At 67.4% G+C, this 14,466-nt stretch carries 15 protein-coding genes and 1 pseudogene; 7 read left to right on the forward strand and 9 right to left on the reverse strand.

Annotated features, from left to right (window positions below):
* Positions 1–29: 29 nt before the first annotated feature.
* Together EL338_RS25575 and EL338_RS25580 are read right to left on the reverse strand one after the other, a co-directional pair.
* Positions 30–631 (reverse strand): annotated as a pseudogene (locus EL338_RS25575) (sigma-70 family RNA polymerase sigma factor); the annotation flags it as partial.
* A gap of 120 nt (positions 632–751) precedes the next feature.
* Positions 752–1,966 carry an MFS transporter gene (locus tag EL338_RS25580; protein ID WP_126336442.1) on the reverse strand — a complete coding sequence of 405 codons (1,215 nt, stop codon included), beginning with the start codon at positions 1,964–1,966 and terminating at the stop codon, positions 752–754.
* Here EL338_RS25580 and EL338_RS25585 point away from each other — a divergent pair, their 5' ends adjacent.
* Positions 1,967–2,563, forward strand: a complete 597-nt coding sequence (locus EL338_RS25585) for a TetR/AcrR family transcriptional regulator (RefSeq protein WP_126336444.1) — start codon at positions 1,967–1,969, stop codon at positions 2,561–2,563. It begins immediately after the preceding gene.
* A gap of 53 nt (positions 2,564–2,616) precedes the next feature.
* Here EL338_RS25585 and EL338_RS25590 read toward each other — a convergent pair whose 3' ends face one another.
* Positions 2,617–3,186 carry a TetR/AcrR family transcriptional regulator gene (locus EL338_RS25590; RefSeq protein ID WP_126336446.1) on the reverse strand — a complete coding sequence of 190 codons (570 nt, stop codon included), beginning with the start codon at positions 3,184–3,186 and terminating at the stop codon, positions 2,617–2,619.
* 95 nt (positions 3,187–3,281) lie between these two features.
* On the opposite strand from EL338_RS25590, the gene EL338_RS25595 reads away from it, so the two are divergent.
* From EL338_RS25595 to EL338_RS26310, 3 genes are all read left to right on the forward strand, one after another.
* A complete protein-coding gene (locus EL338_RS25595; RefSeq protein ID WP_126336427.1) occupies positions 3,282–3,728 on the forward strand; it encodes a DoxX family protein in 447 nt (148 codons plus the stop codon).
* A 243-nt stretch (positions 3,729–3,971) separates the two neighbouring features.
* Complete coding sequence (locus EL338_RS25600) at positions 3,972–4,775, forward strand: class I SAM-dependent methyltransferase (RefSeq protein ID WP_197721910.1); 804 nt, start codon at positions 3,972–3,974, stop codon at positions 4,773–4,775.
* Between the two features lie 176 nt (positions 4,776–4,951).
* A complete protein-coding gene (locus tag EL338_RS26310) occupies positions 4,952–5,092 on the forward strand; it encodes a hypothetical protein (RefSeq protein ID WP_179967137.1) in 141 nt (46 codons plus the stop codon).
* Here the strand turns inward: EL338_RS26310 and EL338_RS25610 are convergent.
* Positions 5,074–6,084, reverse strand: coding sequence for an oxygenase MpaB family protein (locus EL338_RS25610; RefSeq protein WP_126336450.1), 1,011 nt, complete (start codon positions 6,082–6,084; stop codon positions 5,074–5,076). The genes EL338_RS26310 and EL338_RS25610 overlap by 19 nt on opposite strands.
* Positions 6,085–6,320: 236 nt before the next feature.
* Here EL338_RS25610 and poxB point away from each other — a divergent pair, with 236 nt between their 5' ends.
* The 3 genes from poxB to EL338_RS25625 all read left to right on the forward strand — a co-directional run bounded on the left by poxB (position 6,321) and on the right by EL338_RS25625 (position 9,583).
* Complete coding sequence (poxB, locus tag EL338_RS25615; protein ID WP_126336452.1) at positions 6,321–8,045, forward strand: ubiquinone-dependent pyruvate dehydrogenase; 1,725 nt, start codon at positions 6,321–6,323, stop codon at positions 8,043–8,045.
* Positions 8,046–8,293: 248 nt separating this feature from the next.
* On the forward strand, positions 8,294–9,058 hold the full coding sequence (locus EL338_RS25620) for a cutinase family protein (RefSeq protein ID WP_126336454.1): 765 nt from the start codon (positions 8,294–8,296) through the stop codon (positions 9,056–9,058).
* A gap of 117 nt (positions 9,059–9,175) precedes the next feature.
* Positions 9,176–9,583 (forward strand): histone-like nucleoid-structuring protein Lsr2, encoded by a 408-nt coding sequence (locus EL338_RS25625; RefSeq protein WP_235666301.1) that lies wholly within the window; start codon positions 9,176–9,178, stop codon positions 9,581–9,583.
* A 26-nt stretch (positions 9,584–9,609) separates the two neighbouring features.
* On the opposite strand, the gene EL338_RS25630 is transcribed toward EL338_RS25625, so the two are convergent.
* The 5 genes from EL338_RS25630 to EL338_RS25650 are packed head-to-tail and all read right to left on the reverse strand — an operon-like array spanning position 9,610 to position 14,348.
* A complete protein-coding gene (locus tag EL338_RS25630) occupies positions 9,610–10,467 on the reverse strand; it encodes a polysaccharide deacetylase family protein (protein WP_126336458.1) in 858 nt (285 codons plus the stop codon).
* Entirely contained in the window at positions 10,464–11,444 is a 981-nt protein-coding gene (gene speB, locus EL338_RS25635; protein ID WP_126336460.1) for an agmatinase, read from the reverse strand. Before speB ends, EL338_RS25630 begins: the two co-directional genes overlap by 4 nt.
* Positions 11,441–12,199: an SDR family NAD(P)-dependent oxidoreductase gene (locus EL338_RS25640; protein WP_126336462.1), complete on the reverse strand. Its 759-nt coding sequence runs from the start codon at positions 12,197–12,199 to the stop codon at positions 11,441–11,443. Before EL338_RS25640 ends, speB begins: the two co-directional genes overlap by 4 nt.
* Positions 12,196–12,888 (reverse strand): SDR family NAD(P)-dependent oxidoreductase, encoded by a 693-nt coding sequence (locus EL338_RS25645; protein ID WP_126336464.1) that lies wholly within the window; start codon positions 12,886–12,888, stop codon positions 12,196–12,198. Before EL338_RS25645 ends, EL338_RS25640 begins: the two co-directional genes overlap by 4 nt.
* Positions 12,885–14,348, reverse strand: coding sequence for an APC family permease (locus tag EL338_RS25650; RefSeq protein ID WP_126336466.1), 1,464 nt, complete (start codon positions 14,346–14,348; stop codon positions 12,885–12,887). Before EL338_RS25650 ends, EL338_RS25645 begins: the two co-directional genes overlap by 4 nt.
* Positions 14,349–14,466: the final 118 nt, after the last annotated feature.

Here is a 14,466-nt window from a genome sequence, read left to right on the forward strand (position 1 = left end):
TTTGTGTGTTGGGTACCAACAGATGTCGTCGCCGCGAGTGACTTATGGCGAAGGTACCCGCGGTCGCGGCGAGGTCAGCCAACAGGACGCGCAGCTGGGATCGGCCGCACTGGATTCGTGACACGACGGTGCCCAGCGGGATGCCTATGATGTCGCGAATCTCCTGGTAGGCAAGTCCTTCGACGTCGGCGTAGTACACCGCCATCCGAACCTCCTCAGGTAGTGCGTCCAGGGCGTTTCTGATGTCGGTGTCAGGCAGCGACTCCAAGACCTCTACTTCCGCGGAGCGCAGTGCCCTCGCTGAATGTTCGGCGTTGGCGGCGAGCTGCCAGTCATGGATCGTGCCGCTGATGGTCTCCGTGGGCCTGCGCATCCGCTTGCAGCAGCTGCTGCTGTGCGCGTTGGCCTGGATGCGAAAGAGCCACCCGATGAGATTTGTTCCGTGTTGGAAGCTCCGAAATCCGGCATACGCCTTGACCATGGTCTCTAGCACCAGTTCTTCGGCATCGGCGCGCTGCAGGGTCATTCGCATGGCCCCGGCAAAGAGGGTGTCCAGAAGAGGGATCACGTCACGCTCGAAACGAGCGGCCAACTCGTCGTCGGTCTCGTCGCAATTGTCGGACGCGATCATGTCAAAGTCTCCTAGACATTGTGTTCGGCCGGGATGGCGCCGAATCGCCCGGTTGCGTTAAAGGACCCGCGTGATTCCGAGCGTGATAGTGAGTGAGAGTACGGACCGGGCCGTCTCGTGTCAAGACGGACCGGTTCGTCTTGATGGTATGTATGGATCCTTCCTGAGGTGCTGCCTGCCGCGCGCCGTCGGTGCCATGGGGCAGTTGCCAGCGGGCGCAGCGGGACGCACCGCCGCCGCTGTCGCTCCCGCCATCGCGAATAGGACGAACGTGGTGGTGGCCCCAAACGCGTCGATCGAACTTCCCGCAAGGGCTGCGCCCATGGCCTGACCGAACGCAATCATGAAGAAAGACAACCCAACTCCAAGGGATGTCGAATCAGGGTAGACCCGGGTGCTCCATAGCAGCAGGAGCCCCGTGAGTCCGATGTAGGCCGCGCCGAAGACGCTTGCAGACATCATGATCACGACCGTGTTTGACGGTGCGAGTGCCAGGCCGATGGTCGCCGCGGACATGGCGAGAGTTGTGCCCATCCAAGCCCGCCGGGGGCCGACGCGCCCGGTGAGGTCGCCCCCAAGGGCGCCCGCGATTCCCGCGGCACCCAGCACCGTCCATGCGATCGACGCCACAGCGTCGCCGGCGGGCCCAGCCGTGCCGATCACGCCCCGGCCGAAACTCCACACCGTGATGCTGCCGATACCGGTGAGCAGCGATGCCGTCACCAGGCCGGTGCTCCCTGTTCGCCAGCGGCGGGCGGGCGCTGTGCGCACGGTGGATGTCACCGTCCCGCCGACGGTGAAGAACACCCACGTCGTCGTGGCGGCGGCGATGACGGCGTACCAGCCCCAGGCGAACCGCCAGTGGTCGAAGAAGACGAAAGCGATGGGGCCGGAGGCGAGTACCCCGATTCCGGTGCCGGCGTTGACGATGGTCTGTGCGCGGTCCCCGGCGGCGCCGAGTATCCGTTGCGAGATGGCCGCGGCCAGCGGCGGTGACGCGATACCGGTACTGGTTCCGGCGACCAGGACCCCGACGGCGAGGACCCCCGCCGTCGGCGATAGGGCGATCATCGTCATCCCCAGCGTCGCGACCACGCCGGCACCGACCGCTACAGCACGCGGACCGAGGCGCGTGGTCAGCATTGCGCTGAGGCTGATCGCGGCGCAGTAGCCGACATAGCCGCCGGCCGCGATAACGCCGACCGTCGTCGAACTTAGGCCGAACTCGTCTGCGAGCACCGGCGCGAACAATCCGTATCCGAACCGGGCGAACCCGTAGCAACACGCGATCAGGGCACAACCCGACGCGATGAGCGAGTAGAACGATCGTTGCACTTGACCTATGCTGTCATCGTGATGTCAATTCGGCAACCCGCCCGGGCGCGACTCCTGCGTGCCGCTGATGAACTGTTCTACGCCAACGGAATTGCGGCCACCGGTGTCGATGCCGTCATCGAGAAGGCCGGCGTTGCGATCGGATCGCTCTACAAGAACTTCGCCGGTAAGGACGGTCTGATCGCCGCATATCTCTCCGAGCGCGACCAACGGTTCCGCGCGCTTTGGGAGTCGCACATCAACGCGGTACCGAGGCCGGTAGACCGACTGCTGGCGATCTTCGACGCTACGGAGGAATGGGCACATCAGGCCGAGGTGCAGCGCGGGTGTGCCCATGTGGCGGCCGCGGCCCAACTGCCGGATGGCCACGCCGGCGTCGGCGCAGCCGCCGAGCACAAGCGTTATGTCATCACTCGACTCACGGCCCTGGCCGGAGATGCCGGACTCAGTGATCCTGGCAGTGCGGCATGCGATATTGCACTCGTCTACGACGGAACGCTCAGCGTGCTGGCCATCGGCGTCGACACGGCGCCCATCGAACGGGGCAGGCGTTTGGCGGGATTCGTCATCGACCGTCACCTGAGTAGCAGGAGCTGATGCGGACTCGACGAATGGCCTTCGAGCCCAGCCCTTTTCCTGGCGCCGGCCATCTAACCGTCGAATAGCATGTTGGCGATCCGCTCGGTCGAGACGACCGGATCGACATCACGGAATTCAGGTGGCACCGCGTTGTTGAGCCAAAGCGTCGCGAATCCGTGCACCAGTGACCATGCGGCCAATTCTGCGCCGGTTGGGTCGGCCACGGCATGCGGGTCGGCGAGAGTGGCCACCCCCCGGGCGAGTTCAGCCCCGGCCGCACTCTGGGCTGCGTCCAGCTCGGTGTCGGCCATATCGAGTAACGAGTGATCGAACATGACCGCGTAGTGGCCGGGATGGTCGATCGCGAATCGGACGTATGCGGTGGCGGCGTCGACAAATCGCGGGCGGGCGTCAGTTAGGGCGGTGGCGAGCAGGCGGTAGCCGCCAGTGGCCAACGCCGTGAACAACCCCCGCCGGTCGGTGAAGTGATGTGCGGGCGCAGCGTGCGAGACCCCCGCCTGGCGGGCCAGCTCGCGCAGCGATACCGCGTCGACACCCCGCTCGGCCACGAGACGCGCGGCCGAGGCCAGGATCACCGCCCGCAGGTCACCGTGGTGGTAATTCACCTTCTGCTTTGACATGGCGCGATCCTAACCCCGCTCATCTTGACAGTGCCTACATAGCGGTTGTAGCGTGGCCGTCGTCAAACTAGCCACTGTCAAGATTGGACCTCGCGATGGTTCCGCAACTCACACTCATCGTCGTCACGTTGGCCGCGCGGGCAGGCGGGTGGCTCGGCTGGGACTACACCGACAACTGGCCCGCGGCCGTCGCCGTCGGCCTGGCGGCGATGTTCTTGGTCACCGGCATCGCGCACTTCGCGCCGCCGCTGCGGGCCGACATGATCGCGATCGTCCCGCCGCGGCTTCCGCACCCGGCATTGCTGGTGACGCTCACCGGCGTGCTCGAGTTGGTGGGCGCGGTGGGTCTGCTGATCCCGACCACCCGGCCGGCCGCGGCGCTGTGCCTGTTCCTGTTGATGGTCGCGATGTTCCCGGCCAACGTCCATGCGGCCCGGATGGCCAACGCGCCGAAGTCCATGCACTCGCGGTTGGGTGCCCGCACCGGCGTCGAGGTCGTCTTCCTGGCGGCCGCAGCGGTAGTGGTCGTCGGCAGCCTCTGAGCGGGACGCATCGGACCGATAGCTACTGACCAATACCCATGTCAACAAAGGAGTTCGAGATGATCAGCCCCTCGCGAACATCCACCTGCCGCACCGGGTACCGGCCGGCTTCCACGGAAACTAGCTGCCCGTCGCGCGGTGAGGGGACAGCAACTCATGGCCGCCAACTATGCACGGAATCAACAAGTATCAGGACAGGAGCAAACGATGCCACAGCTCACCCCCGTCGGGACCACGGCGCGAATGACCGCAGCGGAGCGGGCCGCCGAGTCCGCCCGCCCGGATCGGCTCTTCGATGACCCGTTGGCCGCGCTCCTAGCCGGCGAGGTGGGACGAGAGTTGGCTGCTCACTTCAGTAGGACGACTCCCTTCGACAACCCCACCGTGGCGGTACGCACCAGGTTCTTCGACGACGCCCTGATTGCGCTGGTCGCCGACCCTGCGGCCGGCGAGCAGATCGTGTTGCTGGCGGCGGGCATGGACACTCGCGCCTACCGACTGGGTTTCCCACCGAGAACCACCCTGTACGAGGTGGATCACCCAGAGGTGCTCGGCCTCAAAGCGGCTCTGCTTGCGGATGTGGGCGCAAACAGCGCGGTGCCGAGCTGTGCGCTTCGACCGGTGGGCGCGGACCTGACGCACGACTGGCCGAGGGCCCTGCAGGATGTCGGCTTGAACCCGAGCCGGCCGATCTGCTGGCTGATCGAGGGGCTCACCCCATATCTCACCGCCGCCGAGGTTGACCAGCTGCTGGACCGGATCACTGCACTTTCGGCGCCGGGAAGCCACCTGGTCATCGACTTCCTCGGCCAGTCCCTGCTGGATCACCCCGCTCTACAACCCATGCTCGAAAGCTTCGCCGAGCACCGAATGGCCTGGGTCTTCGGCACCGAAGAGCCCGAAGAACTGCTCACCGAGCGGGGCTGGCAAGCGCAGGTCACCAGCGTCGGCGCAATGGGCACCGAGCTGGGTCGCTGGCCGTTTCCCGATGCTCCCCGCGGAACCCCGGGGGTGCCGCAGGGTTACTTTGTCCGCGCGTGGCGGTGATCTGATGCCCCACCTCGGCTGAAACACGCCCGGCGTCCCCGTCGGTAGCATCGGCGCTGCCCATGTCGGGCCCGCCCGGAGGAGTTGCGTCATGTCGGCCGAACCCGCTGACCTCGACATCGCCGAGGGCGTGCTGGCACACGGCCCTGCAGTTGGCCGCCGACCATCCGGATGCCGTGCGCCGCCTCATTATCGCGTCCTCCGGTTACCGGCTCGATCCGGCGGCCAAGGACGTCCAGCTGCGGTACGACGAGGCGGCCGGCGGGATTCCCGTCGTCAACTGCGCACGGCGCGGTTCTCAGACCATCGGGCAGTAGAACTGGGGTTGGTCGCGGTATTCCTCGGGCGGCAGGTTCCGCGCCGGCGTTTGCACCAGCGGCGAATCGGCCGGTCGCCGTCCCTGGCTGCGATCCATGGCGGAGCGTTTGCGCGGGTGCATCAGCCGGCGCTTGGGTCCGTACTTCGAGACCAGCGTGATCACGTCGCACAGCCGGTCGTGCGCCCACTGCTGTCGCGGCGACCACGTGTAACCCATCAGCTCGCGCACCGACGGGTCGTAGAGCGCGACGGTCATGAACGTCAGGAAGCGCTGCATGACCTTCAGGTTCATCGCCCACAGCGGATCCGGAACCCACTGCAGCGAAGGATGTTTGGGCATGGTGGACAGATCCATCACCTCGCGGGCGGCCCAGTTGTTCTCCAGCACATTGCTGCACATGTGGTCCCAGTACTCCTCGAACTCCTCCCAGGAGTTCGGCACCGGCCGCATGCTCATCCCATACATCCGGTACCAGGTGACGTGTTCGTCGAACAGCTGACGCTTGTCGGCCTCGCTGATCCCGCCGCCGAACTTCTCGGCCGCCAGCAGCGTCGACTTGAAGAACGTCGCGTGCGCCCAGTAGAAGACGTCCGGGTTCAGCGCGCTGTAGCGACGCCCCTGCTCGTCGACGCCCTTGATGCCGATGTGGTAATCGCGGACCTCGGCGCCGGTCTGCGGTGCGCGGTCGCCGTCGAAAACCACGCCGCCGATCGGATAGATGGACCGCAGCAGTCGGGGAATGCGCTCCAGGAAGAAGATCGAGTGCTCCTGCACCGCGGCGCCGAGTTGCGGATGCATGTTCTGCATCGAGCCAGCCCAGGTGCCCTGGAACAACCCGGTCCACTGGCCGAAGTACTTCCAGGTCAGCGAATCGGGGCCCAGCGGTACCGGCGGGGCGTCGTAGCCGCCGGCGGTAACGGGACAGCCCGCTGCCACCGTTGCGGCCTCAGCCTCGGTAACCGGGCAGGTGTCGGACGCGTCTTGAGTCACTGGCCAATCTTTCCGTCGGGGTCAGTCCATTCTGACTACGTTCGTTGTCATTGTCCACTCCGGACAGTACGGGCACGGTGCGCTCGAGTGGTCGACACCTCCCCGACCTGCGGTTTTGCGCAAGAGGGCGCTCGACAACTCGACATCGCGCAAGACTGTCACCGTGGATATTCGCCGATGAGCGAGCTCCCACCTACCCAGACGCTCGCGACAACCCCGAGATGAAGGAGATTCGCATGCCCACGGTGGCGGAACAGATGGTGGCGACACTGAGGGCCAGCGGCGTCCGTCGCGTCTACGGAATTCCGGGCGACTCCCTCAACGGGTTCACCGATGCGCTCCGCAAGGACGGTGGCATCCGGTGGGTGCTGGTACGCCACGAGGAGGCGGCGGCTTTCGCCGCCGCGGCCGACGCCGCGGTGACGGGTGAACTCGCGGTAGCCGCCGGCAGTTGCGGGCCGGGCAATCTGCATCTCATCAATGGCCTGTACGACGCGAACCGTTCGCGGGTACCGGTCCTCGCGATCGCGGCGCACATCCCGACCGCCGAGATCGGCACCGGCTACTTCCAGGAGACCCACCCGCAAGACCTGTTCCGCGAAGCCTCCGTGTACACGGAGTACGTCGCCCACCCCAGTCAGATGCCCCACGTGCTGGAGATCGCGATGCGCACTGCCGTGGAGCGGCAGGGCGTCGCGGTCGTGGTGATCCCCGGCGACGTGGCGCTCGCGGACGCCGTCACCGACCGGGCCGCCGCCATCCGCGCGAGCCACTCGGTCGTGGTGCCCGCGGCAAACGAAATCGACCGCGCCGCAATGCTACTCAACGAGGGTCAACGGGTGACCATCCTGGCCGGCGCAGGTTGTGCCGGGGCGCACGACGAGGTGCTGGCCGTCGCCGAGGCGCTGGGCGCCCCCGTCGTGCACGCACTGCGCGGCAAGGAATTCATCGAGTACGACAACCCCTACGACGTCGGCATGACCGGATTGCTCGGATTCGCTTCCGGCTACCGGGCGATGGAGAACGCCGACACGGTCCTGATGCTGGGCACCGACTTTCCCTACCGGCAGTTCTATCCCGAGCACGCCACCACCATCCAGGTCGACATCCGCGGCGAACAACTCGGCCGACGGCATCCACTGGAACTCGGGCTGGTCGGGACCGTCAAGGACACCGCCACCGCCCTACTTCCCCTGCTGGAGCGCAAGACTGACCGCAGTCACCTCGAGGACTCCCGCGACCATTACCGACGCACCCGCGCCAAACTCGACGAGCTGGCGACCCCGTCGAAGCGGGACGCGCCCATCCACCCGCAATACCTCGCGCGGCTGGTCGACCAGCACGCCGCCGCGGACGCGGTGTTCATCCCCGACGTCGGTTCCCCGGTCGTCTGGGCCGCGCGCTACCTGACGATGAACGGCCGCCGACGGCTGATCGGATCGTTCACCCACGGATCGATGGCCAACGCGCTGCCCCATGCCGTCGGCGTGCAGGCGGCGTTTCCGGAACGCCAGGTGGTGGCGCTGGCCGGCGACGGCGGACTGGGGATGCTGTTGGGCGAGTTGATCACCCTCACCCAGAACAAGCTCCCCGTAAAGCTGGTGGTGTTCAACAACTCGTCGCTGAACTTCGTCGAGCTCGAGATGAAGGCCGCCGGTTTCATCAACTACGGAACCGAGTTGGTCAACCCCAACTTCGCCGAGGTCGCCCGCGCCATGGGCATCCACGCCGTGCGGGTGGAGCACTCCGAGGATCTCCCCGACGCGGTTCGCGATGTCCTTGCCCACGACGGGCCGGCCCTGCTCGACGTCGTCACGGAACGCCACGAACTGTCGATGCCGCCCGCGATCAACGCCGAGCAGGTCAAGGGCTTCACGCTCTACGCGATCCGCACCGTCATGTCGGGCCGCGGCGACGAGTTGATCGACCTGGCGAAGGCCAACCTCCGACAGCTCTTCTGACACACTCGGGGCACGGGTCGGAAGTCGTTAGGGTCCTGAGCCCCGAAACAGCCGCGCCGCAGGGGCACTTTTTCGGGGGTGCGGCCTGCGCGGTGTGGGCAGGAATTTTCGTCGACGCGTCGCGTTGTACATCGAATGGAGCCCCGACGCCGTCCGCCCATTGCGGCTGACACCCAGCGGCCCGGAGCCTTCCACCCCACACGCAGCGTTGCGACCACTGAGACCGCGCCCGAGAGGCCCTCCCTGCCATGACGTTTCGCCTGTTCAACTCCCGCCCACGCGTCTCATCGTCGGTGAGCCGCCGTCGCATCCCAATCCTGTTGCAGGCATTCGTCGTCGGTGCCGCGGGCGTCGCGGCACTGCTGAGCGCGTCTGTCGGCCCCGCCGCGGCCGCACCGACCGGCATTGCCAACACCGGCTGCGCCGACGTCGAGGTGGTCTTCGCCCGCGGTACGTTCGAAGCGCCCGGTATCGGAAAAGTCGGCGTCCCCTTCGTCGAGGCCCTCCGTGCCCGACTGCCCGACCAGAGCGTCGGGGTCTATGCGGTCAACTACCCCGCCTCGACGGACTTTGCCCGCGCCGCCGACGGCGTAGCCGACGTCAGCAATCACCTCAACGACATGGCCACCCACTGCCCCACCACCGACATCGTGCTCGGCGGCTACTCCCAAGGAGCCGCAGTCACCACCTATGCGACCAGTGACACGGTGCCCGCCGGCTACGCACTGCCCGCAGGCCTATCCGGGCCGCTGTCACCTGCGGTGGCCAACAACGTTGCCGCTGTTGCATTGTTCGGCAAGCCGTCAGTTGGCGTCGTCAAGCTTTTGCAGCAAGGTGCGCCTCCCATGAGGATCGGCTCCGCCTTCGCGGATAAGACCCTCGACCTGTGCGCGCCTGCCGATCCGGTCTGCCAGTTCGGCAGCCTCGACCGCAGCGCGCACAGCGCCTACGTCAGCAACGGGATGGCCGATCAAGCCGCCGACTTTGCTGCTCGACGGATCATGAGACGCTGACGCGACGATCCCCTCCGCGCCGTCCGCACACCACGCAGTTCACAACCTTCCTGGCAATTACAGCTAGGCTTCTGACGACAATTGAGTGAACTGGGAAGGACCCCCGTGGGAAAAATAGTGACGATCGAGTACGTCGACGACTTCGACGGGACATCGATTGACGCGGAATCGGTTGACACCGTCGAGTTTTCGTATCGAGGGCAGGAATACAGCCTCGTCTTGACCAAGAAGAACGGTGCCCAGTTCGATAAGGACATTTCTCGCTACATCACCGCCGCCAAGAAGGCCCAGGCCCGCGAAGCACGGGCCGCACGCAAACCGGCCAAACCCACATCGCGAAAAGCAAACACCTCGAAGACGCCCACGCGGCGCAAGGCTGCTTCGCGCCGAACCGCATCGGCAGCTGTCTCCGGCCCGGAGCGCACTCGCGCGATTCGCAAATGGGCAGCGGACAACGGGCACACCGTTTCTACCCGCGGCCGGATTCCGGCGGCGGTCCTCCAGGCCTACGACGCCGCGCACTGACCGGACCCAGCACGCCGAATATGCGCTCAGCGCGGCACATCGGGCGGGGTGATGCTCCGCGGCTCCAGACCCAGCGTCCGGACGTGTTCTGCGATCGAACCAAGGTTGGTGGTCCACACGTCGTCGTGCTCGAGGACGTAGCGCATCAAATCGTCGAGTTCGGCGGCGCGCGACGTCCGTCCGGTCAGGAACGGGTGGTTGGTCAGCACCCAGCAGGCGCCGGCCCGCCGCAGACCGTCGAACTCCAGCTGCCACAGTTCCCGTGCCTTGCGGGGACTTTCGATGAGCCCGCTGCCGGCGATGTCGGGTAGGAAGCAGAATTGCTCCCAGTCGTCGAGCGCCCACTGGATGGGGATCTCGACCAGCGGACCGTGCCCGTCCACCGCCAACTCGTACGGGAGGTCGGCATCCATCAGGCTGGAGTCGTAGAGGAAGCCGCGCTCGGCCAGCAGCGCGGGTGTGCGCCACGACAGATCCCACATCGGTGCGCGATACCCGACCGGCCGCACCCCGGCGACGTCGGCGAGGGCGGCCAGGCCGCGGTCGATGGCGTCGATCTCCTGCTCGAGGGTCAACGCGGTGGGCTGTTCGTGGAGGTAACCGTGGTGGGCGATCTCGTGACCGGCGGCCACGATGCTGCGGACGGCCTCGGGATAGCGGTCGGCGGTATGGCCGGGGACGAAGAAGGTCGAGGCGATCTGGTGACGCTCCAACAGATTGAGGATGCGCGGAATCCCCACCAGCGGCCCGTAGGCCTGGTGGCTCATCACGCTCATCCGCGCGCCCGCCGCCTCGTTGCCCCACAGCACAGCCGATTCGGCGTCGACGTCGAAGGTGAACGCCGCCGCCGCGGATTTGCCGTCGGGCCAATTGAATTCGCTCATCGGTCGGCCATCAGCGTGATCAACTCGTAGGCCAGGTTCGCCGCGGCGACCGCCGTGACCTCGGCCTGGTCGTAGGCCGGCGCCACCTCCACGATGTCGGCGGCGACGATGTTCAGGCCCCGCATGGCCCGCAGCACCGCCACCAACTCGCGGCTGGTCATGCCGCCGATCTCGGGGGTGCCCGTCCCCGGCGCGAACGCGGGGTCCAGCACGTCGATGTCGATCGACACGTACACCGGGTGCGCGCCCACCCGCTCGAGCACCCGCTCGATCACCCCGTCGACGCCGATGCGGTCGATGTCGCGGCAGTGCACCACGGTGAATCCCAGTTCGGCGTCCTCGAGCAGGTCCGCGCGGTCGTAGAGCGAACCGCGGATGCCGACGTGCGCCGAGTGGTCCTTGACCAGCAGACCCTGTTCGGAGGCCCGCCGGAACGGGGTGCCGTGGGTGCAGGGCGCGCCGAAGTAGGTGTCCCAGGTGTCGAGGTGGGCGTCGAAATGCACCAGCGCCACTGGGCCGTGGACCTCGTTGACTGCCTGCAACGAAGGCAGCGCGATGGTGTGGTCCCCGCCGAGCAGCACGACCCGTTGTTCGGGCCGGGTAAGCAAACCGCGCACCCCGGCGCGGATCTCGTCGACCGCGACCGTGATGTCGAACGGGTTGGCCGCGATGTCACCGGCGTCGACCACCTGCGCCTGCGCGAACGGGCTGACGTCCAGGGCCGGATGATAGGGCTTGAGCAGCCGGGAGGCCTGCCGGATGGCCGCCGGGCCGAACCGGGCCCCGGGCCGGTAGGTCACCCCGCCGTCGAAGGGCACACCCACCACCGCGATGTCGTAGTCGTCGACCTCGTGGCGCTGCGGCAGCCGCGCGAAGGTCGCCAGACCCGCATACCGCGGCACCGCCTGCGCGTCCACCTGACCCAACATTCCGGTCTCCGACCGCACGTACTGCATGTTCTCTCCGTCTGTGCTCATACCCTCCCCCTTGTCGATCCGCCGTTGCTGGAGATCACCTGTCCGACGATCGCCTCGACCTCGAAGTCGGCGAGCAGTTCCACCGCCGTGGCGATCTCGTCTGCAGAACCGATGCGGCCCAACGGGATACCCCCCGCGTACTGCTGCTGCACGGTGGACAAGTCCACCCCGGCGGCGTCAGCGTCGACCTGCAGTTGGGGCGTATCGGTCACCCCCGGCGCCACCGCGTTGACGATGATCCGCTCCGGCGCCAGTTCCCGCCCCAGCGTCTTGACCAAGGCGATCAACCCGGCCTTCGAGGCAGCGTAGGCCGTCGCCTCCGGCCAGCCCGTCACTCCCCATTCGCTGCTGACGACGACGATGCGTCCGCCGCCGAGTGCGCGCATGTGCGGGAGCACGGCCTGCACCAGGAAGAAGGTGCCGCCGAGGTTGGTGTCGACCACCTTCCACCAGTCGTCCGGGTCGTGGTCGAGCAGCGGCGCCATCGTCATATAGGCGTGGTTGGCCACCAGCACGTCCAGGCGTCCGGCGGCTCCGACCACGTGCTCGGCGATGCGCACGCATTCCGCCGAGTCGGAAACGTCGCCGGGGGCAGCCAACCCGCCGAGTTCGGTCGCCAGCGCGCGCAGCGCTGCGCTGTCGTCGATGTCGTTGACCGCCACCGTCGCTCCGGCCGCGGCCAACCGGCGCGCATGCGCGGCGCCCATGCCCTGTGCCGCACCGGTGATCAGCGCGACGCGTCCGTGCAGGCTCATATCACCGCTCCCGCGTTGACGTTGAGGACTTCCCCGGTACTGAATGTTGCATCGCAGACCAGGTATTCGACGCAGCGGGCCACCTCGCGCGGGGTGGTGAGCCGGCGCAGGGGTAGCAAGTTCAGATATTCCGGTGCGCGGCAGGGGTTGTCGGCGGCCAGCAGCGGGGTGTCGGTGGGGCCGGGGGCCACCGCATTGATCCGCACACCGCGATCGGCGACCTCGGCGGCCAGGCTGCGGACCAGGCCGAGCACCGCGCCCTTGGCCGCCGCATAGTGGGCGTCGCCGTCGCCGCCACCGACGGCCAACTCGCTGGCGACCGCCACCAGGGTGCCGCGGTTGGCCAGCAGGTCGGGCAGGCAGGCCCGCGCGATGTTGAGCAGTCCGCCGAGGTGGACGCGCAGCATCGTGCGCCACGCCGCGGCGGTGATGTCGGCGACCGGGACCATCTCGTAGTGCCCGGCGGAGTTCACCACCGCGCTGATCGGCCCGAGCCGGTCGCGCAACTCGGCCACCCCGGCCGCGACCGCGTCCGCGTCCGAGATATCCACGGCGACAGTGTGTTCGACGTTGGGCGCCGGGTTGCGGTCCAGGCAGCCAACGGTGTAGCCGCGCCGCGTCAGGGCGGTGACCACCTCGGCGCCGATGCCACTGGCGCCGCCGGTGACCAGCGCAACCGGCGCCGTCATCGGCGATCCGCCAGTTCGTCCTCGGCTTCGAGGTCGTCCACCACCGCTGCGGGGGTGATGTTCTCGCGCACCGACGCGAACAACGCGGTGCCGAGCACCAGCAGCACCCCGACGCCGATCCACACCGACCAGTCCAGGTAGCGCTCGTCGAACGCGACCCGCGGCCAGGCGATGTTGATGAACTGCAGCACCGCCCACACCACCGCCGTCGCCGCCACCGGCAGCGTCCAGGCGCCCAGGGAGAACCGGGCCGGTGTCCACTGCCGGCGCAGCAGCACCACCAGGAAACCGATCAACGGGAACAGGAATGCCAGGTAAAAACCGCCGGCGGTGAAGTTCACCATCAGCGTGTAGATGTCGCCGGCGACGATGCTCAGGCCGAACAGCGCCGCACCGACCACGGTGGTGATCAGGATCGCGATCGTCGGGATGCGGGCCTGGCTGTGCAGCCGGGCCAGTGCGCCGGAGGCCGGCAGGGCACCGTCGCGGGCGTAGGCCCAGATCACCCGCGAACCGGAGGTCTGCAGCGCCAGGAAGCTCGCGAGGAAGCCGATGATGAACAGCACCTGAACGGGTTTGGCGATCCCGGGTCCGAGCGCGGTGGTCAGGGTCTCGTAGACCGGGTCGGCGACGGCGCCCTCGGCGACCGCGTCGAGATCCGGGACGGCCAGGATGATCGCCAGGCTGGAGTAGGCGACGACGAGCGCGATGAACCCGAGCGAGAACAGCACCGCCTTGGGCAGGTAGCGCCGCGGCTGGTGCACCTCCTCGGCGATGGAGCCGGCGCTTTCGAAGCCGACGAACGAGAAGCCGATGAACGCCACCGCCAGCAGGAACGGCCCGGACAGGTACGCGAAGAGGTCGATGTCCGCTCCGCCGCCGGTGAACAGCACCGACAGCGAGTTGTGGCGGTGGAACAGCAGCAGCCAGGTGCCCAGACCGACCGAGCCGATCACCTCGGCGATGATGCTGGCCGTCATGAACACCTTCAACGCGCCCCGGCCGATCAGGTTGACCGCGGTGCCGCCCAACAGGATCACCAGGGCGATCAGCGCCTGCAGACCGCCCGAGGGTGCCTCGATGCCGATGATGTTGGCGACGAAGCCGGCCGCGCCGAGCGCGACGGTGGCCATCGCGATCACCAGCGTCCACATGTAGGCCCAGCCGGCGAACCAGCCGTAGCCGGTGCCGAGCAGTCGACGCGACCACTGGTAGATCGAACCCTCCAGCGGCCAGCGCGACACCAGCATCGCGAAGACCAGGGCGACCAGGAACTGTCCGCCGAACACCAGCACGAAGCCCCACCAGAACGACGGGCCGGCGGCGCTCAGGGCCAGGCCGAAGATGGCGTACAGCGCGACGATCGGCGAGATGAAGGCGAACGCGAAAGCGAACGCCGACCACAGGGAGAACTCCCGGCGCAGCCCCTGCGGCTGCTGCTCGGCGATCGATGACGACATGAGGTACTCCCCTTCGGGTCCGTGCGCGGTATCCCCGAACTATCTCCCCAGCTCAGCGCGGAAGCCACACCAGGTGCGGAACACGCAGCGATCCCACCGGTCGACGCCTCGCCGTTGG

Source organism: Mycolicibacterium chitae (assembly GCF_900637205.1).
In the GTDB taxonomy this organism is placed as follows: domain Bacteria; phylum Actinomycetota; class Actinomycetes; order Mycobacteriales; family Mycobacteriaceae; genus Mycobacterium; species Mycobacterium chitae.